Below are 21,199 nucleotides of genomic sequence, written 5' to 3' on the forward strand. Positions count from 1 at the left end.
GAGCAACGGTCAGCCGATCTTCGCGGTGTTGAGCTCGACCTTGACCGCACCGGACTTCACGTCTGCCATGGCCTTCTCGACCGCGGCCTTGGCGTCGGCGGGCACGCCGTCGGCCATCTTGATCGTCACGCCGGTGTCGAAGCCGAGCAGGTAGTTGCCCTTCTCCTCGCCGGCCGCGATCTTGGCGAGCACGTCGGCCAGCGGCTTCTCGAAGTCGTACTCAAGGGTGCCGGCGTAGTGCTCGCCGGCGGCGGCGGACTTGTCGGTGTACTTCGCGGTGACCCAGCCGTCGCCGGCGGGCCGGCCCTCGAAGGCCTGGAAGGTGCCGGTCGAGCCCTGGTTGAGCGAACCGACGATGACGTCGGCGCCCTGGCCGAGGAGCTGGGTGGAGAACTGCTGCGCCTTGGCTGCGTCGTTGAAGTCACCGGTCCACACCGGCTTGACCGTTGTGCTGGCGCCGGTGTCCTTGATCGCCTGCTCCATCGCGTGGACCTCGGCCATCGAGAACGGCAGCGAGAGTCCACCGACGTAGCCGACCGTGCCGGTCTTGCTCAGCTTCGAGGCGAACACGCCCATGCCGTAGAAGCCGAGGTGGAACTGGCGGTCGATGGTCCACACGTTGGCCGGCTGGTCCTTGGGGAGGCCGTCGTACTCCGCGATGAAGTTCACGTCGGGGTTGTTCTTGGCGACCTTGGCGGTGGCGTCGTAGAACTGCGAGCCGTGGGTCCAGACCACCGTGGCACCGTCGCCGACGGCCTCGGTGAGGCGGGCCTCGACGTCGGTGACGGCGACCTTCTCGCTGAACGAGGTCTCGGCCCCCTCGGCCTTGGCGGCCTCGAGCGCCTTGAGGCCGATCGCGTTGTAGTCCGCGTCGTTGGTGGGGCCGGAGAAGATCGCGGCGATGACCTGCTTGTCGCCACCGTCTCCGGCGTCCGTGCCGGTGCCGGAGTCGCCCTCCTCGCCGCCACCACAGCCGGCGAGGACAAGGGCGGAGACCGACGCGAAGGCAAGGGTCGTGGCGGCGCGGCGGGCGAGGCGTCCGGTGCCGGTCGAGGAGGTGAAGCGAGTGCGCGATCGGGTCATGGCGAGTCCTCTGGTGGACGGGACCGACGCATGGGAGGGCTGCAGGTCGGTTCCTCGGTGTGCCCGAAAGTCTGTTGGGTCGGCAGGAGACCGCTCATTGGCAGCACCTGCCCAACGAAGCCCCTGCCGGTTGGCAGACTCGACCGAACGAGCCCCCTCGTGTTGCGCTCTCGTGACGCGTTCGTTGCCAGAAGCCGCACGTATGCCGTCCGCCCGTGCCGTCGGACCCCCTGCGGGTCAGCACGGACCGGCATACCGCGTCGTCGTTTCGCGTTCAACGAGATGTGAAGGTGTGGGACTCGATCGTTGTCGGCGGCGGCCAGGCAGGTCTGGCCGCGTCGTACTTCTTGACCCAGCGTGGCGTCGAGCACCTCGTCCTCGACGCGAACCCGGCACCCGGGGGCGCGTGGCAGCACCGGTGGAACTCGCTGACGATGCACGACGTCCACGGCGTGGCCGACCTCCCCGGCCGGCCGGCGCCGACTCGCTCCAGGGAGCGCGCCAACGTCGCGGTCCCGAGCTGGTTCGCCGAGTACGAGCGTGAGCTCCAGGTCCCGGTCGAGCGGCCGGTCGACGTCACCGCGGTGACGAGCGACGATGAGCTGCTCGTCGTCCACGGCGGTGCCCGCCGGTGGCGGACCCGCACCCTGGTGAACGCGACGGGTACGTGGACGCGGCCGAACTGGCCCTCCTACCCGGGGGCGGCGGACTTCGCCGGCGAGCAGTTCCACACGGCCACCTACCCCGGAGCCGAGCACCTGCGCGGCAGGCGCGTCCTCGTCGTCGGCGCGGGGGCGTCCGCGGTGCAGCTGATCGGCGAGCTCGCGCCCGTCGCCGAGGTCGTGTGGGTCACCCGCCGCCCGCCGCAGTGGCGCACCGGCGAGTTCGACCCGCAGGTCGGCCTGCAGGTGGTCACCGAGGTCGAGCGGCGGGTCGTCGCCGGGCTGCCGCCGACGAGCGTCGTGGGGGCGACCGGCCTCATGCTGCGCGAGCAGGAGCAGGAGGCGGCGCGGCTGGGCGCGTACGACGACCCGCGTCCGGTCTTCGACCGGCTCGACGAGCACGGCGCGAGGTGGCCGGACGGGACGCTCGAGCGCGCCGACGCGATCCTGTGGGCGACCGGGTTCCGCTCGGCCGTCGACCACCTCGGCCCGCTCGGGCTGCGCGGACCGGAGGGGGGAATCCCGCTCGTCCGCGTGCCGGGCAACGTCCAGGCCGCCACGACCGCCGCGCGCGACCCACGCGTCCACCTCGTCGGCTACGGACCGTCGGCGAGCACCATCGGGGCCAGCCGCGCCGCGAGGCGGGCGGCCATGGAGGTGGCGGAGCAGGTGGCAGCCGCCGCCTCGCGGCAGCCGGCCGTCAGCCGGAGCGCCTGACGGTTCCGCGAGTCACCACGCGGGCGCCGACGCCGAACAGCAGCCGGCCGTCCAGGGTCCGGGTGCGCTCCAGCAGCCGCGACCCGGTGCGCTCTCCCGTGGCCGGGTCGAGGTCGATGACGGCGCACCGCTCGAGCTGACCCGTCACCTCGACGACCGCCGTCCCGAGCCGGAGCCGGGTCCCCGGCGGCGGGTCGTCCGTCGCGTCGAGCGTGACCGTCGCCCGGAAGCGGACGTCGAGAGGTGACGGAACGGCATACCCGCCCTCGCGCAGCGAATGCGCGAGGCGACGCAGGGCGCCCGTGGTGACGATGGAGACCGGGTCGGCGTAGACGACGTCGCCCCGCTCGGCGCGCGCCAGCACGACGTCGCGGCCGAGCTCGTCGGAGAAGACCGCGTTCAGTGGCGTGTCCTGCAGCCGGATCCGTGCCCCGCGTCCCCAGTAGTCGAACGCCCGTGTGCCGCCAGCAGCGTCGCGTGTCCCGGCCTCCGTCGTCTGCCCCTCGAACGTCGTCACGACGAGCCGGTCGCCGTCGGCGCCGACCGAGAGCCGCAGCAGCCGCGGGTTCTCGACAGTCCGCAGGACACGTGCCGCGGCCCTGTCGACGACGCACCAGGTGCGGTCGCCGACAGGGCCGTGGTCGTCGAGCTCGATCTCGTCCCGGTCGGTGTGGCGGGTGCCCTTGACGAGCGCCAGCCCGAGCCGCGAGACGAGGGAGGTCACTCGGACAGGCTCGCCTCGAGCGTGATCGGCACGGCCTTGAGCGCCTGGCTCACCGGGCAGTTCTCCTTCGCGTCCTCGGCCGCCGCCTGGAAGTCCTCCGCGGACATCCCGGGGACCGAGCCGGCAACGGTCAGCACGATGCCGGTGATGCCGGTGCCGGGCACGAAGGTGACCGCGGCCGTCGTGTCGAGGGAGGTGGGCGGCGTGCCGGCCTTGGCGAGGCCGTTGGAGAAGGCCATGTTGAAGCACGACGAGTGCGCCGCGGCGATGAGCTCCTCGGGGCTGGTCTTGCCGTTCGCCTCCTCGGCGCGCGAGGGCCAGTTGACGTCGAAGGTGCCGAGGCCGGAGGACTCGAGGGTCACCCGGCCGTTGCCGGTGAAGAGGTCGCCCTCCCAGTGGTTCGAGGCCGTACGGGTGGTTCCTGCCATGGGGTGCTCCTGGTCGTCGAGAGGTCTGACCCGCCCAGCCTGTCGTGCGGCCCGGCGGCACACAAGACCGGGTGCCGGGTCAGGCGTGCGCCCGGACCGCCCAGGCGACGGCCGTCACGTCGAACGGGCCGCGCGCCGGGAACGCCGACCGGCACTCCTCGCGCAGCGCCTCCCGCCCGTGCGGGTCGAGTGCGGCCACGTGGTCGCCGGCCGGGCCGACGCCGAGCGTGTAGGGCTCCCACCACTCCTCGAAGCCCGGATGGGTCACGGTCACCGACAGCTCGGCGGACTCGACGTCGGTCAGGCCGGCCTCCCGCGCGAGCTCGGCCAGGTGCCCCTCCCGCGCCCCCGCCCGGTCGGACTCGTCCGCGACGGTGGGGTCGAGCCGACGGGCGGCCGACCAGAACGGGCTCAACGGTGAGCGGTCGCCGGCGAGGTCCCAGACGCACGCCGCCACCCGGCCACCACCGCCGGTGACCCGGGCCATCTCGGCCAGGCCGGTTCGCGGGTCCTGCATGAAGTGGACGACGAGCTGGGCGAGCGCCGCGTCGAAGCGTCCGTCCGCGAACGGCAGCCGCTCGGCGGGCGCGCAGAGCACCTCGACGGCGGGGTGCCGCCGGCGGCAGGCCTCGACGAACGGCGCCGACGGGTCCACGGCGCTCACGTGCGGCGCCCCGGCCCGCTCGAGGAGCACCCCGGTCAGCGCTCCGGGTCCACAGCCGACGTCGAGCACCTCGTCCCCGCGCCGGACCCCGACCCAGTCGGCGAACACGCTCGCCAGCGGTCTCGAGTAGCGGCCCATGAAGCGGTCGTATGCCGCACCCACGACGTCGAAGGTCACCTCGCCGACGGTACGCCGTTGCGCTCTCCACCTCACTTGTATACATTCAAGCGACTTGCACACAACGACCAAGGAGTATGCCGTGACCGCTCGTCCCTGCTTCCACCTCGCCGTCCCCGTCGACGACATCGCCGCCGCCCGCGCGTTCTACGGCGGCGTGCTCGGCCTGTCCGAGGGTCGCTCCGCCGAGCAGTGGATCGACTGGAACTTCTACGGCCACCAGGTCGTCACGCACGAGGTGGCCGTCCACCCCGGCCCGGCCGGTCACAACCACGTCGACGCGCACGAGGTCCCGGTGCCGCACTTCGGCGCCGTGCTCGCGGTCGAGGACTTCCACGACCTCTCGGCGAAGATGAAGGAGGCCGGGGCGACCTTCGTCATCGAGCCCTACCTGCGGTTCGAGGGCCAGCCCGGCGAGCAGTGGACGATGTTCTTCCTCGACCCGGCGGGCAACGCGATGGAGTTCAAGGCCTTCGCCGACGAGTCGCAGATCTTCGCGAAGTAGGACCGGTGACCACGGAGGCCCGGGCCTCGACGGCGACCAAGGCGGAGCGCGTGCGGCGGGCGGTGCTGGACGACATCATGTCCGGCGCCCTCGCCGCCGGCTCGCCCCTCGACGAGGTCGTGCTGGCCGAGCAGCACTCCGTCTCGCGCACGCCCGTCCGCGAGGCGCTGCGCCGGCTGCAGAGCGACGGCCTCCTCGAGACCGGGCCGCGCCGCCAGCTCCTCGTCGTCGACGTCTCCCCCGAGCACCGCCGCGAGATCACGACCCTGCGCGTCGCCCTCGAGGCGGCGGCCACGCAGCAGGCGTGCGCGACGCGCGACGACGACGACCTCGACCGGCTCGAGCTGCTCGTGCTCAAGCAGCGCCGGGCCGCCGACGCCGCAGAGGCCGAGACCTTCCTCCGCCTCGACGAGGAGTTCCACCTCGCTCTCGCCGGGGCCGCGCGGATGCCGACGCTGTCCCGGATGCTCGCCCAGCTCGGCGCCTTCGTCCGGCTCGGGCGGTTGGGTGAGGCGACGACCACGACGCACATGCGGGGGCTCGTCCGCGAGCACGAGCACCTGGTCTCGCTGCTGCGCTCCCGTTCCGCGGACACGCTCCGGTCCACGCTCACCACCCACATCGAGCGCACCGACCCTCGCGCCTGAGCCCCAGCCTCCCCGCCTCCCGCACTGCCAACGGGTCGTATGCCGTGGACAGGGGACACGGCATACGACCCGTTCGTCATAGGGCTGGGACCGTCACCCCTTCGACCAGGCGGTGGCGCAGGTGCGAAGGTCGGCCTTGACCTGCTGTCCGCGCTCGACGACCACCGGGATGGTCTGGAGCACTCGGCCGGCACGCTCGCAGGTGAGTGTCCAGGCCTCGACGAGCCCACCCGTCATCGAGGTGGTGGCGTCGAACAGGGATGCCGTGATCGTCCACGTCGGCGAGACCGCGGCGTAGTTGAGAACCCGCAGGACGTAGGTCGCCTGGGCCGGGTCCTGAAGGAGGACTCGCTCCTTCTCACCGGGCAGGTTGCCGGACGAGCCGACCAGGGTGAGCGTGCCGTCGGCGGCCTTGCGGTAGACCTCGAGGTCGAAGTCGTCGGGCGTGACCCAGTCCAGCCTGACCTCCATGACCGACGCGGGGCGGTCGACGACGAACTCGGTGTCGGTCGAGGCGAGCGGGGCGGTCGTCCCCGTGGTCGTCTCGCTCTTCGTCGGCTCACCGGCCAGCGTTCGGATCTGGCGCGACTGGACGACGGGACGCGTCGAGGGGTTGACGTGCCAGGTGTAGCGACCGGTCGGGCCGACCACCATCGTCGTGTCGAGCGTGTCCGAGACCGAGCTCGACCAGGTCGGGGTCGCGAACGTCTTGCGCAGGCGCAGCGTCGCACCGGCCGGGGCCTTGCCCGTGACCACTGAGTGGGTGGCACGGTCGACGGCGTTCTCGAGGGCGATGAGGTAGGCCTCGCGGTTGCCCTTGCCGGCGTACGCGCCCGCGCCGAGGTACTCGTCGATGACCTTGGGGAAGGGCGGGTGGAACTCGTCCGGACCGATCTCGAAGGTGTAGCCGAAGCCGCCGGTCGCGTTGTAGGACCAGTCCTCCGTCGTGCCCGTCGTGTCGTAGAGCTCCCACCCGTGCTGGTTGGAGTAGCCGTTCTGCGCCGTCATCCGCGCGCCGAGGGCCTTCATGCCCTCCTCGTCCGGAGCGTTGCCCACGGGCAGGCCGTCCTGACCGATGGTGTCCGGGGCGACGCCGTTGGGCCGCAGGACGAGGTTGGAGAACGTGTGGTTCGTGATCAGCGTCGTGACCTGGCGGCTGCTCACGAGCTCGCGGACGTTCTCCGTCTCCGGCTCGGAGAAGGGCCCGGCGCCGCGATAGGTCGGGTCGGCGCCCAGGTCGGACGCGCCCGGGCCACCCCAGAACCCGCCGTAGTTGCGGTTGAGGTCGGTCCCGATGCCATATCCGCCAGGGCTCGTCGCGCTGGCCGCAGCGCACGTGCCGTCCGGGGTGTTCTGGCCGTCGATGACACGGCAGTTCTTCCGCTTGTAGGCGTTGCCGGGGGTGCCGAGGATCGAGGCCGTGCCACCGCCGTCTGCCTCACGGAGATCGATGAGGGCACCATCGGTGCGCGAGAGGTGGAACCCGTCGACGTTGACGACCGGGACCACGACGACTCGAGCCTGGTCCAGAAGCGCCGTGATGCGCGGGTCGTCCCCGTAGCCCTTGGCGAGGTCGACGGCGAACTCCATCGCGTGCTCGCCCGACGGCCACTCGCGAGCGTGGTGGACACCGAGCATGACGAAGACCGGCCTGCCGTCCTCGGCTGCGGTGACGTTGCGCCCGATCTCGACGCCCTTGACCTCTCGACCGTCGAGGCTGCGGCGGTTGAGGGTGATCTGCTTCACGAGGGTGGGGTGGTCGGCCGCGAGCGCGGCCATGTCCGCGTTGAACTCCGCGAGGGTGCGATAGGCGTTGCGTCCCGACGGGAGCGCCGTCGTCGCGTTGGCTGCCGCGAAGGTGGCGTTGGTGCGGTTGTTCTCGGCCTCGCGCCGGGTGAGGTCGGGGATGCGGACCGTGTGGGTGAGTCCTGCGGCCCGGAGCGCTTCCGCGTCGGCGGCGCGGTGCAGGACCACCTCGACGTAGTCGTGGCCGGCGTGCTCGGTCAGGTCGAGGCCCAGCGTCTGGAGCAGCGCCTTGTGCTGGCGCGTCGGTGTGTCGACGGTGACCAGCTGGACGGGGAACGCGGTCGGCGTCGGCAACGGGAGCGCACTGACGACCGGCGCAGCGCCGCAGGCGATCAGCGCGGACACCGCGAACGTCAGCGGGATGAGGCGGGATGGGCGAGCCACAGGGATCCCTTAGGTGGGCGGGCGTTGAGCACATCGGTTCGCACCAGCAAACGCTGTGCCGACCCCTGACCTGAACTGCAGAAAGTGCACATCTCGGTGGCACAGGCGCGGTCACAGGCTCGACGGCTACGTTCTGCCCCCATGGACGTCGGCAGCGACCTCAGCACCCGCCTCGGTGCCGCCACGCCCGGCCTCGCCACCGGCGGGCTCACCCTGGCGGTCCTCGCGGCGCTGGTCGTCGTGCTCGTCCCGGCGCTGTGGCTGCGGCTGCGCGTCGTCGTCACTCTCGTGCACGAGCTCGGCCACGCCCTCGTCGGCGTCGCCTCGGGCCGCCGGTTCACCGGCTTCGTCGTCCGGGGGGACATGTCGGGGCACGCGGTCACGGTCGGCCCCGCGCGCGGGCTCGGCCGTGTCGTCACGACCTGGGCGGGCTACCCGATGCCCGCCCTCGTCGGCCTGCTCATGCTGTGGGCGGCGACCCGGGGGTATGCCGGCGCGCTCCTCTTCGGCACGCTGCTCACCCTGGTCGTCGTGCTGGCCTTCGTGCGTTCGGCCGGCACCCTGCTCACCGTGCTCGCCGCGGGCGCCGGCGTCGGGGCGCTGTGGTGGTGGCGCAACGACGAGACCCAGGCGTGGGTGGTGCTGGCCGCCGGTCTGGTGCTCCTCGTCGGGGCGTGGCGCCACCTCGGCGCCCTCGTCGGCACGGGCCGTCGCGACCCGGGAAGTGACGCGGTCGTGCTCGGCCGGCTGACCGGCATACCCGCAGTGCTCTGGCTCGTCACCTTCGCCACCACGCTGGCGGCAGCCACGTGGGGCGCCGCGCGGCTGCTCCTCGACCTCGCCTGAACGGGTGCGTCAGGCGCCGGCCGGGCGGTCCGAGCGCGGCCCGACCGGGCCGGTGGCGAGCGGATGAAGCATGTGTTGGATTTCCCGGTGAAATCAGAACAGGTGCCTGACGAAAGGTAGCCGAAGGTCAGCGGGCCTTGCCTGGGACTCCGCCCGAGCCAGTCGCGGTCCTCACAAGAGACAGTACGCAGGCGGCCATGCGGAACACCGTCGCAGGTCAGAGCCGGTCGTTTCCGGTTGCGCCGTGGGCTACCAGTCGTGGCCGTGGCCGATCAGCGCCGACTCCATCTCGAACCGCTCGCTGCGGGACAACGAGCCCCGGCCCTCGGGCACGGGGAGGTCGACGCTGCGGCAGTAGTCGCGCAGTGCCAGGTCGTAGGCCAGGGTGCTGGCGGCGAGGCGTTCGGCCTTGCGCGGCTGGTTGCCGTCCTCGACCTCCCGCAGGTGCTCGGCCAGCCGGGCCAGCTCGAGGGCGAGGAGCACGGGAGGCACCGGCTCCTTCGTCGGGCGCTCCCGAACGGCGACGACCACCGCTGTCAGGCCGCAGAACATCGCCAGCGCGGCCATGCCGAGGGTGACGACCATCCTGCTCACCTCAGGACCATCATCACCCCACTCGGCGCGGCGTACAACGCCTCGTCGGGACCAGTCCCCGGCCACTGCCGGGACAGGCGAAGGGCCCTTGGAAGTATGAGTTCCAAGGGCCCTTCTGGGTGATCGGTCGATGTGACGATCCCGATCGACGCCTCGTCCCCTCCGGTCCCGAGCACCACGTCACCTGGCGCTCGCGGCGGGCGAACCCGTCGTGTGGACCTTCGTCTCCGAGGCGTCCTGCTCTCCCCGAGGGGAGTGCGTAGGAGATGTCTACGCCCCACGGACCCTCTGCCACAAGGGTTTGACGAAACCTCTTTCGACGGCCTTCGTCGTGCACAGGTTGTCCCCCGCCCGGAGAGCTTTGTCCACACCTTCTGGACCAGCGTCCCCATCTTGTCCCCATGGGGCTGTGGACGGGCGGGCCCCGCCAGCCCGTGGCTCAGGGTGCGAGGTCGACAACGGTCTCCCGGCGACCGCGGCGGACGAGGTAGCCGTGCCAGAGCAGGCGGGCTGCCGTGGAGCGGTGGGGCGCCCACCGCGTGCCGATGGCCCCGAGCTCGGCCTGGTCGGGGACGTCGGGCAGACCCAGGCGTTCGGCGACGGCGACCTGGAGGGCCCGGTCACCGACCGGCCAGACGTCGGGCCGGTCGAGGCAGGCGAGGAGGTAGGCCTCGGCGGTCCAGCGGCCGATGCCGGGGAGGGCGACGAGCTCGGCGAGCACCTCGTCGTCGCACAGCGTGGGCAGGCGGTCGAGGTCGAGGGCGCCCGTGGCGACGGCCGTGGAGAGGGCACGCAGGTAGCGGTCCTTCTGCCGCGAGACTCCGTCGGCGCGCAGGTCCTCGGGCGTCGTGGCCAGCAGGGCCGCCGGTGTCATGGCGCCAGTGCGGGCGCGGATGCGTTCGTAGGCCGCGGCCGCCGAGGCGAGCGACACCTGCTGCTCGAGGATGAGAAGGACGAGGCTGGGGAAGCCCGGAGGCCGCGACCACCGCTCGGGCATGCCGGAGTCGGCGAGCTCGGCGGCGAGGTGCTCGTCGGTGGCGGCGACGTCGGTGACGTGCCGGTGCCACTCGTCCGGCTGCACCGGGCTCAGGCGGTGAGGTCGAGGGCCGCGGCGGTCCACTCCCACATGCGGCGGCGCTCGTCCGAGGTCGGCTTCGTCCGGCCGAGGAACGAGGTCGGGCGCTCGCGGCGGTCCATCCACAGGCCGCCGCCGCGAGGGCGCGGCTGCGAGGCGACGAGCCAGGTCGTCGTGTCGGCGCCGGTGTCGACGTTGCGCAGGACCGGACCCATGACCTTGTCGAACGCGGGCAGGGAGTCGGAGACGCCCGGGGTCGCGGCCCAGCCCGGGTGCATCGCGTAGACCGAGATGCCGTCCGCGGCCCAGCGCGTCGTGAGGACCGGGAGCAGCTCCACCTGGGTGCGCTTGCTGCGGGCGTATGCCGTCTTGCCGGAGTACTCGCCGCTCGTGTAGTCGGGGTCGTCGACCGGGAGCGGCTGGGTGTACATGCCACCCGAGGTGACGAGGACGACGCGGGCGTCCCGGCCGGTCAGAGCCGGGCGGAGGAGCTCGGTGAGCAGGACCGGCCCGAGCACGTGGATCGACATCGACAGCTCATGACCCTGGGGCGACTCGGTGCGCTCGGGGGGCATGGCGCCGGCGTTGTGGACGAGGCCGTCGAGCGGCGGGCCCTCGGCGAGGATCGTCGCGGCGCACTTCCGCACGCTGTCGAGGTCGCCGATGTCGCACGTCCACGTCGTCGACGGGCCGCGCAGCTGGGCGGCGATGTCGACCGCCTTGTCGGGGTTGCGGACGACGAGGTGGACGTGCGCGCCGAGGTCGCTCAGCTGGCGGGCGGTGGCGGTGCCGAGCCCGGAGGTGGCGCCGGTGACGGCGACGTGGCGGCCCGCAAGGGCCCCGATGGCGGGGTCGGCCGGCCACGTCGGGAGGCGACGGCGGACGGCATACCCGATCTTCGAGAAGCCGGGCACGACGGATCGGTCGAGCGCGGTGTCGAGGGCACGGGCGAGAGGGGTCACGGGCATGCGGCGACCCTACGTGCGCTCGCTGGGAGGTTGCCGGTCAGTCGGCGACGCCGAGCAGGGCCCGGCCAGCCTCGTCGCGCGCCCGGCAGGCCTACGCTGGTCGCACCATGACTGAGACCTCACCGTCCGACGCTCCCGCCCGACCGCTCGAGCTGGGGCTCGACACGTTCGGCGACATCGCCCTCGGGCCCGACGGGCTGCCGCTGCCGGCGGCGGTGGTAATCCGTGAGGTGCTCGCCGAGGGGCAGCTGGCCGACCGGCTGGGGCTGGACTTCTTCGGGGTGGGCGAGCACCACCGACCGGACTACGCGGTGTCGGCGCCGGACACGGTGCTGGCCGGCCTGGCGACGTCGACGTCGCGAATCCGGCTGGGCACGTCGGTGACGGTGCTGTCGTCGGAGGACCCGATCCGCGTGTTCCAGCGGTTCTCGACGGTTGACGCCATGTCGCACGGGAGGGCCGAGATCACCGTCGGGCGAGGGTCGTTCATCGAGTCGTTCCCGCTGTTCGGGCTGTCGCTCGACGACTACGAGGTGCTCTTCAGCGAGAAGCTCGACCTGCTGGCCAAGGTGCTCACGGAGCAGCCGTTCGAGTGGTCCGGGACGGTGCGGCCGCCGGTGGCGGCGGGGCCGGTCATGCCGCCGACCGAGTCGGGGTCGCTGCGGACGTGGGTCGGGGTCGGTGGGACGCCGCAGTCGGTCGTGCGGGCGGCGCAGTACGGGATGCCGATCGTCATCGCGATCATCGGCGGGGCGAGCGCGGCGTTCGAGCCGCTCGCCGACCTGTTCCGCCGGGCGTGTGACGAGCTCGGGCACCCGGGGCTGCCGATCGGGGTGCACTCGCCGGGGCACGTGGCGGCGACGGACGAGCAGGCGGCGGAGGAGTACCTGCCGCACTTCCTCGACCAGATGCGCAAGATCGGCCGCGAGCGTGGCTGGGCGCCGATGTCGGAGAGTGCGGCCCGGGCGCAGATCTCGCCGGAGGGCGCGGTCTACTGCGGGTCGCCCGAGACGGTGGCACGCAAGATCGCTGCGACGGTGCAGGTGCTGGGGGCGTCGCGGTTCCAGTTCAAGTACTCCAACGGGCGGCTGCCGCACGACCTGCGGATGGAGTCGATCCGGCTGTTCGGCGAGGAGGTCGCGCCGCGGGTGCGCGAGCTGCTGGGGGCGCCGTGAAGGTGAGGTCCATGCTGGTCGGCCTGGGCCAGCGCTTCTGGGCGCTGCCCCTCGGCTTCGCCATTGCCGCCACCGTCCTGGCGCTGGGCCTCACCGCGATGGACGAGTCCCTCGACACCCCGCTGCGCGCGCCGTTCCTCTTCGCCGGAGGTCCAGAAGGTGCGCGTGCTCTCCTCGCCGCGATCATCACCTCGATGATCTCGTTCACCGGTCTGGTCTTCTCGATCACCATCGTCGTGCTACAGCTCACGAGCAGCCAGTTCTCACCGAGGGTGCTGCGCTCGTTCCTCGAGGACCGCTTCAACCAGGTCGCGCTGGGGGTCTTCGTGGCGACGTTCGTCTACGCCCTCGTCGTGCTGCGCGGCGTGAGGGGCACGTCGCAGGCTGACCCCTTCGTGCCGCACATCGCCGTCACCGTCGCGTTCGTCCTCGTCCTCACGTCCGTGCTGGTCTTCCTCGCCTACATCCACCACATCGCGCAGTCCATCCGCGCGTCGACGATCATCGCCTCGATCGCGGACGACGCACGGGCGCTGCTGGATCGACGCTTTCCGCTCGACTCCCCGCGGCTCGCCGAGCTCCCTGTCCCGTCCGGGCCGGGTCGCACGGTGCTCGCCGACGGACCGGGAGTGGTGCAGTGGGTCGACGACCGTGCGCTCGGCCACGCGGCGCAGACACAGGGCGTCTGCGTCGAGCTCCTGCGGGCGGTGGGTGAGTTCGTCCCGACAGGAGGTCCGTTGGCGGTCGTCCACGGGGACGGGACGTTGGAGGACGCCGCCGTCCTTTCGGCGGTGCACATGGGGCGCGAGCGGAGCATGCAGGAGGACCTCGGCTTCGGCCAGCGTCAGCTCGTCGACATCGCCGAGCGGGCACTCTCTCCCGGTATCAACGACCCCACGACCGCAGTGCAAGCCATCGACCAGCTGCACGACCTCCTCCGCCGGCTCGCGACCCGACCCCTTCCACCGCGACAGGTCACGAGCGAGGCCGGCCACCTCGTGGTGTCGGTGCCGGAGCCCAGCTTCGCCGACCACCTCGCTCTCGCGTTCGACGAGATCTCCCACTGGGGCCGCGAGGACCCGCGCATCGTGCAGCGCCTGCTCGTCGCCCTCCGGGACCTCGAGTCGGCGGCTCGTCCTGAGCACCGGCCGGCGGTGCAGGCAGCGCTCGCCCGCCTCGAAGGGACGCCGGCGGCTTCGCTGACCCCAGCATCGCCGCCGGCGGTCGACGGGCTGTCGCCCTCGGACATCGGGCTGCGCTGACCGCCTCCTCCGACCGCGCACCGGCGTGGCGCGGCGCCGCGGCCCGGTGTCACAGGTTGGACTCGTGAAGCCGTCAGCTCACGTCCTCGACCTCTTCGCCGTGCCGGACGACGTCCGGTCGGTGCCGGGCGGCCGGGGCTACAGCGTCGTCGCCGGCGACCTCGTGCTGTCGCCCGGACGTGACGAGGCGGTGTCCGGCTGGCTCAACCCGATCCTCGCGCCGCTGGCCGCCGAGCTGGACCACGAGCGGCCGCGGTCGCTGCGGGTGGCCATGCCGATCCCCACGCGCGAGCTGCAGTGGGTCGTCGACGGGTGGGGCGCGACCCGCTTCGAGCCGGACGCGAGGCAGTGCCGCGACCTCGACGTGCTGCTGGCGACCGGGCGGCTGCTCCACGCTCGACTGGCCTCGCGGGTCACTTCTCCTCCGCCGGGCATCGGCGACCGCACCGACCGGTGGGCGCGGGCCGCGCGGGTGGCGTTCGGGGAGAGCCAGCCGACCGGCATACCCAACGAGATGGTGCCGCTCGTCTCCCACCTCATGGCCGCCTTGGACGACACCGGCTTCGGGCCCGACCAGCTCGTCCACGGCGACCTCGCCGGCAACGTCCTGCTCGACGCCGACGGCATCCCTCTGGTCATCGACGTCTCGGCGTACTGGCGGCCGGTGCTCTGGGCGGAGGCCGTGACCGTGCTGGACGGCGTGGTGTCGATGGGCGCCGATGCCGGGGTGATGGCTGGGTGGTCGAGCGGGCCACGACGACAGGCGATGCTGCGCGCGGCGATCTTCCGGCTGCTCAGCGACGAGCGCCTGCGTGTCGGCGACTACCGGACGGCGCTCGGGCCGGTGCTCAGCTGAGCTGAGCCGGCTGGTCCGACGCGTCTTGCTGGTCCAGCTCGGTGAGGAAGCCGGCGACGGCGTCGGCGACGAGGTGGCCGTGGGTGAGCGGCACCATGTGGGCGCCGGCGGCAAGCGTGACGTGCCGGCTGCCGCTGCCTCCACTCGCGGCGACCTTGTCGGCCCAGTCCGCCGGGCAGATGCGGTCGAGAGGGCCACGGATGACGAGGACGGGCGCCGAGACCGCGTCGAGGGTCTCGAGAATCGCGTCGTGCCGTGCGGCGTCCAGCGCTCGGGCCATGGCGCGGAACGTTGTGCGCGTGTACTGCCGTGCCAGTGCGGGCACCTGCTGCGGGGTCTCGTGGACCGCGGTCGCCAGCCATCGTGCCTGGAGCCGTGGCCACGTCGCCGCCCTGGGGTCGGTCGTCGGGCCGACGAGGACAAGGCCCGCCACGCGGGCAGGGTCGAGCCTGGCGAGGTGGGCGACGAGCTGGGAGCTGGCGGAGTGGCCCAGCAGGACGACACGGCTGTCGCCGGCGGGGAGGCGCGCCAGGGCGGCCTCGGCGATGGCCCGTGGATCCAGGTCGCGCCGCGGGTGGGCCGGCGCGCCGTAGCCGGGACACACGAGAACGTCCGCCCGACGGTCGCCGGCAGCCGTCAGGTGCTCGAGCGTGGGCCGCCATGCCTCAGGACCAAGTCCCAGTCCGGGCAGGGCAAGCAGGGCAGTCGGCTCAGGCATCCGCTCACGTTACGGGGCGGGCCGGTGTCGTGGCACGGCGCTACCGTCGTGACGTGCCTGACCGCAGCTTCACCGGCGCGCCCTACCCCGCAAGCGACCAGCCCGACTCGTGGGTCTTCGTCGACCTCCCGCCGGAGGTCGCGGACGAGATGGCCTACACGCGCGCGGAACCGGCCAGCGCCTTCGGGTCGGTCCGCGTGACCGTACGGATCGGGACGCAGGAGTGGCAGACCAGCGTGTTCCCCTCGCGCCAACGGAGCACGTATGTGCTTCCGGTGCGCAAAAGCGTGCGCCGGGCGCTCGGTGTCGAGCCGGGCGACGAGGTCGACGTCACCGTGTCGTGGTGACCTGTCAAAACGGTCACCCGAGCGGCACCTCAGGCGGCGTGCAGGCTCCAGTCATGCCACTCGAGAAGTCGGTCGGCGTAGTCGGGGTCGTCAGGCGCAGCGGTCAGCCACGGGTCAGGTCCGCCGGTGTCGGGCTCGGCGGCTCGGCGTTGTCGTCGTTGCTCGGCTCGTCGCTGTTCGGCCAGCCGGGCAGGAAGGGTGCGGTCATAGCTGCCTCGGGCAAGATCCCACGTGACCGAGCGGCCGGACTCGTCGGGCGGATGGACGTCCGCGATGAGGCGCTGGTCGTGGACCTGGGTGTGGTGGCGCTGGCAGAGCAGGGCGGCGTTGGACAGGTCCGACCGTCCGCCGTCAGTCCAGTGGATGAGGTGATGAGCCTTGGCCCAGTCCGGTGGTGCGGTGCACCCCGGCCAGGTGCAGCCGGCGTCACGGTGCCACAGAGCCCGGCGCTGCCCCCGGGTGAACAGCCGCACCGCGCGGCCGACGTCGAGCACCTCGCCGTCGGAGCCGAGGACCACGGGGATGACGTCGGCGTCGCAGGCGAGCTGGCGCAGCGTGGCCGGGCTGAGGAGCGTGCCCTCGGCGACCGAACCGATCACTATGCCGCATCCTCTCGTCGCCTCGCCTCCGGTCGCCTCCGTATCGCGGTCGGCGCCGGTCAGTCGGAGCAGCTCGGCCAGGCTCATCCGGACGTGCAGGGCCGTGGGAGCCGCCGCCGGGGCCCGGTCTGCAGCGTCCATGGACGCGTGGCCGGCGCACACCGCCGTCAGGGCCTCCGCGCGACGCTGACCGACAGGGCGCAGGTCGCGCTCACCGGTCTCCGCGTTGGGGGCTGGAGCCGACAGCGGTCCGAGGGCCGCTTCGAGGATCGCGCTCTGCTCAGGGGTGAGCTGCAGGGAGTACCCGGTGAGGTCGCCGTCGAGGATCCGCGGGCTCGACAGGTGCGCTCCGGCGCGCAGCCGCTTCTGGGTGTCGTCGAACTCTCCCTCGAAGCCGTGCATGGCCAGGAGCCTCGGCCGGATCTTCTTCGCCTCTGCGGCGCCCCACTGGACGCCATGGTCGAGGATCGCGGTCGTGACCGTCGGCACCGCCTCGGGGTGCAGGAGGTCCTTCATCCGCCGCACCTCCGACAGGGCGGTCAGCGCAAGCGGCACGGTGACCTCACCGGTGACCACGCGAGCCCAGACCACGCCCTCGGGACGGTTCGGATCGGCATACGCACCGGCATACGGGCCGGACGTCGACCACTGACCGCCGGGAGTGGCGTGGGCGACGTCCTGCGCGAAGGACGCGAGCTGGCCGGCGCCACCCTGCCGCAGGGACGGGGCGTGCTCGCGCACCCAGTCGTGGGCCGACCCGGCACCGCGACGGGCGGAGGTGAACTCTCCGCGGTGGGCGGAGGTGAACTCTCCGCGGTGGGCGGCTTCGGTGGTGACGACGACCTGCACCGCAGACGCCTCGACCTTCACCGCGTCCACGAGACCGAGGGCCTCGGCGAGCTCAGCGCTGGTCAGCGTCGGGAGGACATCGCGGACCTGCGCCAAGGACGCACGCGCGGACTCGAGCGCGCCACGCAGGCTGCTCGGGTCGGTGCTGACGTCGTCGTCCATGCTGCAATCATACTCGAACGTGCGTTCGAGCACCATCCTTGTCCACAACTTTGTCTGCGCGAATTCGCCTGCGGCACAGCCGTTCAGTCAACGAAGCTGGCTGCAATCGGTGATTCTCAGCGAGAACGAACCGCCAATAACCTCTGGGCGTCGCCTCTTCGGACCCCGGCCCTCCTGGACAGGTCCATCTCGTCGCGAGGGGAGTCAGCGTCACCTCGTCGCGGGGGCGTACCCTCCGGAGGAGCGGGACCCTTCGGGTCTCCTCACCTAGGAGCCGGTCATGTCCGACAAATCTCCACGCCACTCGCTCTCCAAGAAGTCCGGCAAGTCGATCAAGGAGAAGCGCGCCGACAAGAAGGCCAAGGCGGACGGCACGTCGACCTCCGGCATCGAGAGCACCCTCCACGGGAAGAAGCGCTGACTTGGACCCCCTGCTCACCGTCGCCGTCCTCGCTCACTCCCGCAAGGAGAACGAGCACCGGCTACCGATCCACCCGGAGCACCTCGCCAGGATCGACGACGACCTCCGGTCCCAGATCTTCGTCGAGCAGGGGTACGGCGTTCCCTTCGGCATGTCCGACGAGGCCGTCGCCGAGCTGATCGGTGGGGTCCGCCCGCGGGCCGAGCTGATCGCCGAGTGCGACATCGTCCTGCAGCCCAAGGTCCAGGCCGAGGACCTGGCCGAGTTCCGCGACGGCCAGATCATCTGGGGCTGGCCGCACTGCGTCCAGGACCAAGCGCTGACCCAGCAGGCGGTCGACCGGCGGCAGACCCTCATCGCGTTCGAGGCGATGAACCACTGGTCCCGTGACGGCAGCTTCCTGCTCCACGTGTTCCACATGAACAACGAGCTCGCCGGCTACTGCTCGGTGCTCCACTCGCTGGAGCAGATCGGGTCCACCGGCAGCTACGGCCGACGGCTGCGCGCGGTGGTCATCGGGTTCGGCGCCACGGCACGCGGTGCGGTCACGGCATTGAGCGCCCTCGGCATCGGCGATGTGCGCGTCCTCACCAACCGCAAGGTCGCCGCCGTCGCCTCCCCGATCCACTCCGTCGAGATCGTCCACCTCGACCACCACGCCGACGACCCGTCGCTGACGATGGTCGTCACCAACGAGGGGCGAGTCCCCCTGGCGGACTACCTCGCCGACAACGACATCGTCGTGAACTGCGTCCTGCAGGACACCGAGTCGCCGTGGACCTTCCTCACCGAGGCGGACCTGCCGCTCTTCCGCCCGGGCAGCCTCATCGTGGACGTGTCCTGCGACGAGGGCATGGGCTTCAGCTGGGCCAAGCCGACGACGTTCGCGGAGCCGACCTTCGTCGTGGGTGACAACATCACCTACTACGCCGTCGACCACACGCCGTCCTACCTCTGGAACTCCGCGACCTGGGAGATCAGCTCGGCGCTCCTGCCACACCTGCGCACCGTGCTCGGTGGCCCGGACGTCTGGAAGGACGACCCGACGATCTCCCGCGCCATCGAGATCCAGGACGGCGAGATCAAGAACCCGAACATCTTGTCGTTCCAGCACCGCGACGCGACCTATCCGCATGCGGTCGAGGGCGCCGTCGTCAGCAGCTGACGGAGCGCAATAAGCTCGTCAGAGCGGTTCGATCCAGAACCGGCCGATGGCCACGAACGCGGCGAGCAGCCCAAGCACGAGCGGGGGCACGAAGGCCTCCTTGCGACGAATGTGCGTCAGGACCGCGCCGACCATGACGAGGAACAGCCCGGTCGCGGCCAGCGGAACGAGCCACTCGAGCCCGTCGACGAAGGCCGGGAGGATGAGCCCGAGAGCACCGAGGAGCTCGAGGGCTCCGATGCCCTTCATCTGCCCGTCGGAGAAGTCCTCGACGTAGGTCATCTTCTTCTCGTAGAGCGCGTCCTTCGGAAGCATCAGCTTCGTGACACCGGCCCCGAGGAACACGACCGCCAGGAGTGCTGCGACGACCCACAGTGCGATGTCCATGATGCGTCCCGTCGTGGGGGAACTGCGTGGGTCGACGCTAGCAGCGCCGGACGCAGCGGCACCAGACCGACGGCCACAGCGCCCGGGCTAGGCTCGAGGCAGCCGACTGAGAGGACCTTCCCGTCATGAGCACGACCGACAACGGACCCCAGCCCAACGCCTTCGACATCGAGACGGCGACCAGGGACAACACGGCATACCGCGCTGTCGCCTGGACCGGCAAGTATCTCCAGGTGACGCTGATGTCGATCCCCGCCGGTTCCTCGATCGGGCTCGAGGTCCACCCCGAGACCGACCAGTTCCTGCGTCTCGATGCCGGCTCTGGCGTATGCCGCATGGGTCCGTCCGAGACCGAGCTCACCGACACCGAGGTCACCGACGGCTGGTCGATCCAGGTGCCCGCCGGCACGTGGCACGACGTCGTCAACACCGGCGACGAGCCGCTGCAGCTCTACGCGATCTACGCCCCCTCGCACCACGCCAAGGGGACCGTGCACGAGACGGCGGAGGATGCGGAGAAGGACGAGGAGGCCGGCAGCGACGAGCCGCCGGAGTGGACCGTGCAGCCGAGCTGATAGGAGTGGATGGTCGCGTGGACGCCCGCGTCGGGCTGTGTGGTTGGACCGTCTCCCAGTCCTCGTACGTGCGTCGATTCCCCGTCCTGGAGGTGCAGCACACGTTCTACGAGCCGCCCGCGGACGCCGTGCTCGCGCGCTGGAGGGCGCAGGTGCCAGCCAACTTCGAGTTCACGATCAAGGCGTGGCAGGTCATCACGCACGAGTCCAACAGCCCCACGTACCGACGCATGAAGCAGCCTTCGGCAGACAGTGCGCGAGGCCAGGTCGGAGCCTTCCGGACAACACCTCCGGTCCTCGAGGCCTGGCAACGGACCCTCGAGTGCGCCCGCGTTCTGCAGGCCACAGCCGTGCTGCTCCAGTGCCCGAAGAGCTTTCGCCCGACGGCCGACAACATCGCACGGCTGCGCAGCTTCATGTCGCAGGTTGAGCGGCCAGCCGGTCGGCTGCTGTGGGAGCCCCGCGGCGACTGGCCAACGACGCTGGTGACGGAGCTCTGTGGCGAGCTGGACCTCGTGCACGTCGTCGATCCGATGCAGTCCGAGACCGTGACACCGGAGCAGACCTACTACCGGCTGCACGGCACCACGGGCTCGCGGCACGTCCATACAGATGACGAGCTGCGCCGGCTGCGGGACCTGGTCGACGGGCGACCCACGCCGTACGTCATGTTCAACAACCTGCCCCGCACAGGCGACGCCGAGCGGTTCCTCGCCCTGCTGTCGCCCCACGAGGGCACGTCGAAGCACGGCACCTGACGCTCGTCAGTGGCCGGTAGCGCCTCGACGACGTACGGGGCCACGTGGAGGAGTGTCTTTGCGTCAGAAGGTGAAGCGCGTGCAGTCCGTGGGGAACGAGAACCATGCCATCACCCGGTGCGGAGTGATGACCCGCAGGCCGCCGCCGTCCTCGCCCGCCCACGAGTCCGGCCCTGGGTTGTAGCCGCTCGCGGCGTACTTCGTGAACGCCTCCGCGAGCCGGGCACCGAGGCTCTCGGCGTCGGCGCGGGTCGCGACGGACTCGCCCTCGACGATGACGACCTCGGTCCCGCTCTCGAGCGTCAGCGTGACGGCAGGGTTGAGCTCCACGTTGCGCGTATGCCGTGTGCTCGGCGCCCCGTCGTACCAGAACCTGCCCTCGAGCCAGACTCCCCAGCGGGGCACCGAGTGGGGTCGGCCGTCGGGTCGGACGCTGCTGAGCCAGTAGTGCATCGACCGCACGAGACGCGGCTCGACGTCGCCCCAGGCGAGCTGGCCCCTCGTCGTTGTCGGGATGCCGTAGCCCTCCGGGATCACCGGTCGGTCGGCGGTGGGTTCGGGTGCCGTGGTGTCCATGAACCGACGCTACGCCCGCGCGCCCACACAGGGTGCCGCTCCCGGTCCTTGCGAACGCGTCCCCTGGCA

24 protein-coding genes are annotated in these 21,199 nt (G+C 71.6%); 12 read left to right on the top strand and 12 right to left on the bottom strand.

Translation table 11 applies throughout. The annotated features are described in order from the left end of the window. Window positions 1-9: 9 nt before the first annotated feature. The gene (locus tag ACOJV9_RS11525) at window positions 10-1,083 is read right to left on the bottom strand and encodes a BMP family ABC transporter substrate-binding protein (RefSeq protein ID WP_420185356.1); all 1,074 of its coding nucleotides are present in this window, start codon (window positions 1,081-1,083) and stop codon (window positions 10-12) included. A 290-nt stretch (window positions 1,084-1,373) separates the two neighbouring features. Between ACOJV9_RS11525 and ACOJV9_RS11530 the strand changes: the two genes are divergently transcribed. Beyond that, complete coding sequence (locus tag ACOJV9_RS11530; protein WP_420185357.1) at window positions 1,374-2,462, top strand: NAD(P)-binding domain-containing protein; 1,089 nt, start codon at window positions 1,374-1,376, stop codon at window positions 2,460-2,462. On the opposite strand, the gene ACOJV9_RS11535 is transcribed toward ACOJV9_RS11530, so the two are convergent. The 3 genes from ACOJV9_RS11535 to ACOJV9_RS11545 all read right to left on the bottom strand — a co-directional run bounded on the left by ACOJV9_RS11535 (window position 2,446) and on the right by ACOJV9_RS11545 (window position 4,455). Next, window positions 2,446-3,186 carry an MOSC domain-containing protein gene (locus ACOJV9_RS11535; RefSeq protein WP_420185358.1) on the bottom strand — a complete coding sequence of 247 codons (741 nt, stop codon included), beginning with the start codon at window positions 3,184-3,186 and terminating at the stop codon, window positions 2,446-2,448. The genes ACOJV9_RS11530 and ACOJV9_RS11535 overlap by 17 nt on opposite strands. Next, window positions 3,183-3,614 (bottom strand): OsmC family protein, encoded by a 432-nt coding sequence (locus ACOJV9_RS11540; RefSeq protein ID WP_420185359.1) that lies wholly within the window; start codon window positions 3,612-3,614, stop codon window positions 3,183-3,185. The genes ACOJV9_RS11535 and ACOJV9_RS11540 overlap by 4 nt, the downstream gene beginning before the upstream one ends. A 79-nt stretch (window positions 3,615-3,693) precedes the next feature. Beyond that, complete coding sequence (locus tag ACOJV9_RS11545; protein WP_420185360.1) at window positions 3,694-4,455, bottom strand: class I SAM-dependent methyltransferase; 762 nt, start codon at window positions 4,453-4,455, stop codon at window positions 3,694-3,696. Window positions 4,456-4,537: 82 nt separating this feature from the next. On the opposite strand from ACOJV9_RS11545, the gene ACOJV9_RS11550 reads away from it, so the two are divergent. Both ACOJV9_RS11550 and ACOJV9_RS11555 read left to right on the top strand, forming a co-directional pair. Further along, entirely contained in the window at window positions 4,538-4,960 is a 423-nt protein-coding gene (locus tag ACOJV9_RS11550; protein ID WP_420185361.1) for a VOC family protein, read from the top strand. Window positions 4,961-4,965: 5 nt separating this feature from the next. Beyond that, window positions 4,966-5,607, top strand: coding sequence for a GntR family transcriptional regulator (locus ACOJV9_RS11555; protein ID WP_420185362.1), 642 nt, complete (start codon window positions 4,966-4,968; stop codon window positions 5,605-5,607). 93 nt (window positions 5,608-5,700) lie between these two features. On the opposite strand, the gene ACOJV9_RS11560 is transcribed toward ACOJV9_RS11555, so the two are convergent. Further along, window positions 5,701-7,797 (bottom strand): M14 family zinc carboxypeptidase, encoded by a 2,097-nt coding sequence (locus ACOJV9_RS11560; protein ID WP_420185363.1) that lies wholly within the window; start codon window positions 7,795-7,797, stop codon window positions 5,701-5,703. A gap of 141 nt (window positions 7,798-7,938) precedes the next feature. On the opposite strand from ACOJV9_RS11560, the gene ACOJV9_RS11565 reads away from it, so the two are divergent. Then, entirely contained in the window at window positions 7,939-8,643 is a 705-nt protein-coding gene (locus ACOJV9_RS11565; protein WP_420185364.1) for a M50 family metallopeptidase, read from the top strand. A 249-nt stretch (window positions 8,644-8,892) separates the two neighbouring features. On the opposite strand, the gene ACOJV9_RS11570 is transcribed toward ACOJV9_RS11565, so the two are convergent. From ACOJV9_RS11570 to ACOJV9_RS11580, 3 genes are all read right to left on the bottom strand, one after another. Further along, on the bottom strand, window positions 8,893-9,237 hold the full coding sequence (locus tag ACOJV9_RS11570) for a hypothetical protein (protein ID WP_420185365.1): 345 nt from the start codon (window positions 9,235-9,237) through the stop codon (window positions 8,893-8,895). Between the two features lie 439 nt (window positions 9,238-9,676). Further along, window positions 9,677-10,318 carry a DNA-3-methyladenine glycosylase family protein gene (locus ACOJV9_RS11575; protein WP_420185366.1) on the bottom strand — a complete coding sequence of 214 codons (642 nt, stop codon included), beginning with the start codon at window positions 10,316-10,318 and terminating at the stop codon, window positions 9,677-9,679. 5 nt (window positions 10,319-10,323) lie between these two features. Next, on the bottom strand, window positions 10,324-11,280 hold the full coding sequence (locus ACOJV9_RS11580; protein ID WP_420185367.1) for an SDR family NAD(P)-dependent oxidoreductase: 957 nt from the start codon (window positions 11,278-11,280) through the stop codon (window positions 10,324-10,326). 107 nt (window positions 11,281-11,387) lie between these two features. Here ACOJV9_RS11580 and ACOJV9_RS11585 point away from each other — a divergent pair, with 107 nt between their 5' ends. From ACOJV9_RS11585 to ACOJV9_RS11595, 3 genes are all read left to right on the top strand, one after another. Further along, window positions 11,388-12,455, top strand: a complete 1,068-nt coding sequence (locus ACOJV9_RS11585; protein ID WP_420185368.1) for an LLM class flavin-dependent oxidoreductase — start codon at window positions 11,388-11,390, stop codon at window positions 12,453-12,455. 11 nt (window positions 12,456-12,466) lie between these two features. Further along, window positions 12,467-13,717 carry a DUF2254 domain-containing protein gene (locus ACOJV9_RS11590; RefSeq protein WP_420185369.1) on the top strand — a complete coding sequence of 417 codons (1,251 nt, stop codon included), beginning with the start codon at window positions 12,467-12,469 and terminating at the stop codon, window positions 13,715-13,717. A gap of 64 nt (window positions 13,718-13,781) precedes the next feature. Beyond that, complete coding sequence (locus ACOJV9_RS11595) at window positions 13,782-14,573, top strand: aminoglycoside phosphotransferase (RefSeq protein WP_420185370.1); 792 nt, start codon at window positions 13,782-13,784, stop codon at window positions 14,571-14,573. Here the strand turns inward: ACOJV9_RS11595 and ACOJV9_RS11600 are convergent. Beyond that, on the bottom strand, window positions 14,566-15,291 hold the full coding sequence (locus ACOJV9_RS11600; RefSeq protein WP_420185371.1) for an alpha/beta fold hydrolase: 726 nt from the start codon (window positions 15,289-15,291) through the stop codon (window positions 14,566-14,568). The genes ACOJV9_RS11595 and ACOJV9_RS11600 overlap by 8 nt on opposite strands. 53 nt (window positions 15,292-15,344) lie before the next feature. On the opposite strand from ACOJV9_RS11600, the gene ACOJV9_RS11605 reads away from it, so the two are divergent. Then, window positions 15,345-15,638 (top strand): DUF1905 domain-containing protein, encoded by a 294-nt coding sequence (locus ACOJV9_RS11605; RefSeq protein ID WP_420185372.1) that lies wholly within the window; start codon window positions 15,345-15,347, stop codon window positions 15,636-15,638. A 29-nt stretch (window positions 15,639-15,667) separates the two neighbouring features. On the opposite strand, the gene ACOJV9_RS11610 is transcribed toward ACOJV9_RS11605, so the two are convergent. Continuing rightward, on the bottom strand, window positions 15,668-17,248 hold the full coding sequence (locus ACOJV9_RS11610; RefSeq protein WP_420185373.1) for an HNH endonuclease signature motif containing protein: 1,581 nt from the start codon (window positions 17,246-17,248) through the stop codon (window positions 15,668-15,670). 280 nt (window positions 17,249-17,528) lie between these two features. Here ACOJV9_RS11610 and ACOJV9_RS11615 point away from each other — a divergent pair, with 280 nt between their 5' ends. Both ACOJV9_RS11615 and ACOJV9_RS11620 read left to right on the top strand, forming a co-directional pair. Further along, on the top strand, window positions 17,529-17,669 hold the full coding sequence (locus tag ACOJV9_RS11615; RefSeq protein ID WP_420185374.1) for a hypothetical protein: 141 nt from the start codon (window positions 17,529-17,531) through the stop codon (window positions 17,667-17,669). Between the two features lies 1 nt (window position 17,670). After that, window positions 17,671-18,834: a N(5)-(carboxyethyl)ornithine synthase gene (locus tag ACOJV9_RS11620; RefSeq protein ID WP_420185375.1), complete on the top strand. Its 1,164-nt coding sequence runs from the start codon at window positions 17,671-17,673 to the stop codon at window positions 18,832-18,834. An 18-nt stretch (window positions 18,835-18,852) separates the two neighbouring features. Here the strand turns inward: ACOJV9_RS11620 and ACOJV9_RS11625 are convergent, their stop codons facing one another. Then, the gene (locus ACOJV9_RS11625) at window positions 18,853-19,221 is read right to left on the bottom strand and encodes a DoxX family protein (RefSeq protein ID WP_420185376.1); all 369 of its coding nucleotides are present in this window, start codon (window positions 19,219-19,221) and stop codon (window positions 18,853-18,855) included. A gap of 125 nt (window positions 19,222-19,346) precedes the next feature. On the opposite strand from ACOJV9_RS11625, the gene ACOJV9_RS11630 reads away from it, so the two are divergent. Both ACOJV9_RS11630 and ACOJV9_RS11635 read left to right on the top strand, forming a co-directional pair. After that, on the top strand, window positions 19,347-19,796 hold the full coding sequence (locus ACOJV9_RS11630; RefSeq protein WP_420185377.1) for a cupin domain-containing protein: 450 nt from the start codon (window positions 19,347-19,349) through the stop codon (window positions 19,794-19,796). Window positions 19,797-19,864: 68 nt separating this feature from the next. Continuing rightward, window positions 19,865-20,554 (top strand): DUF72 domain-containing protein, encoded by a 690-nt coding sequence (locus ACOJV9_RS11635; RefSeq protein ID WP_420185378.1) that lies wholly within the window; start codon window positions 19,865-19,867, stop codon window positions 20,552-20,554. A gap of 63 nt (window positions 20,555-20,617) precedes the next feature. Here the strand turns inward: ACOJV9_RS11635 and ACOJV9_RS11640 are convergent, their stop codons facing one another. After that, window positions 20,618-21,130, bottom strand: a complete 513-nt coding sequence (locus tag ACOJV9_RS11640) for a pyridoxamine 5'-phosphate oxidase family protein (RefSeq protein ID WP_420185379.1) — start codon at window positions 21,128-21,130, stop codon at window positions 20,618-20,620. Window positions 21,131-21,199 lie beyond the last annotated feature (69 nt).

Origin of the sequence: Knoellia terrae (assembly GCF_048606435.1) — a bacterium.
GTDB classification, from domain to species: domain Bacteria; phylum Actinomycetota; class Actinomycetes; order Actinomycetales; family Dermatophilaceae; genus Knoellia; species Knoellia terrae.

Excerpts from the sequence above, each read along its gene's own strand:
- ACOJV9_RS11525 (WP_420185356.1), bottom strand. The coding sequence starts at position 1,083 with ATGACCCGATCGCGCACTCGCTTCACCTCCTCGACCGGCACCGGACGC.
- ACOJV9_RS11640 (WP_420185379.1), bottom strand. The coding sequence starts at position 21,130 with ATGGACACCACGGCACCCGAACCCACCGCCGACCGACCGGTGATCCCG.
- ACOJV9_RS11600 (WP_420185371.1), bottom strand. The coding sequence starts at position 15,291 with ATGCCTGAGCCGACTGCCCTGCTTGCCCTGCCCGGACTGGGACTTGGT.
- ACOJV9_RS11585 (WP_420185368.1), top strand. The coding sequence starts at position 11,388 with ATGACTGAGACCTCACCGTCCGACGCTCCCGCCCGACCGCTCGAGCTG.
- ACOJV9_RS11625 (WP_420185376.1), bottom strand. The coding sequence starts at position 19,221 with ATGGACATCGCACTGTGGGTCGTCGCAGCACTCCTGGCGGTCGTGTTC.
- ACOJV9_RS11565 (WP_420185364.1), top strand. The coding sequence starts at position 7,939 with ATGGACGTCGGCAGCGACCTCAGCACCCGCCTCGGTGCCGCCACGCCC.
- ACOJV9_RS11540 (WP_420185359.1), bottom strand. The coding sequence starts at position 3,614 with ATGGCAGGAACCACCCGTACGGCCTCGAACCACTGGGAGGGCGACCTC.
- ACOJV9_RS11580 (WP_420185367.1), bottom strand. The coding sequence starts at position 11,280 with ATGCCCGTGACCCCTCTCGCCCGTGCCCTCGACACCGCGCTCGACCGA.
- ACOJV9_RS11630 (WP_420185377.1), top strand. The coding sequence starts at position 19,347 with ATGAGCACGACCGACAACGGACCCCAGCCCAACGCCTTCGACATCGAG.
- ACOJV9_RS11615 (WP_420185374.1), top strand. The coding sequence starts at position 17,529 with ATGTCCGACAAATCTCCACGCCACTCGCTCTCCAAGAAGTCCGGCAAG.
- ACOJV9_RS11610 (WP_420185373.1), bottom strand. The coding sequence starts at position 17,248 with ATGGACGACGACGTCAGCACCGACCCGAGCAGCCTGCGTGGCGCGCTC.
- ACOJV9_RS11590 (WP_420185369.1), top strand. The coding sequence starts at position 12,467 with ATGCTGGTCGGCCTGGGCCAGCGCTTCTGGGCGCTGCCCCTCGGCTTC.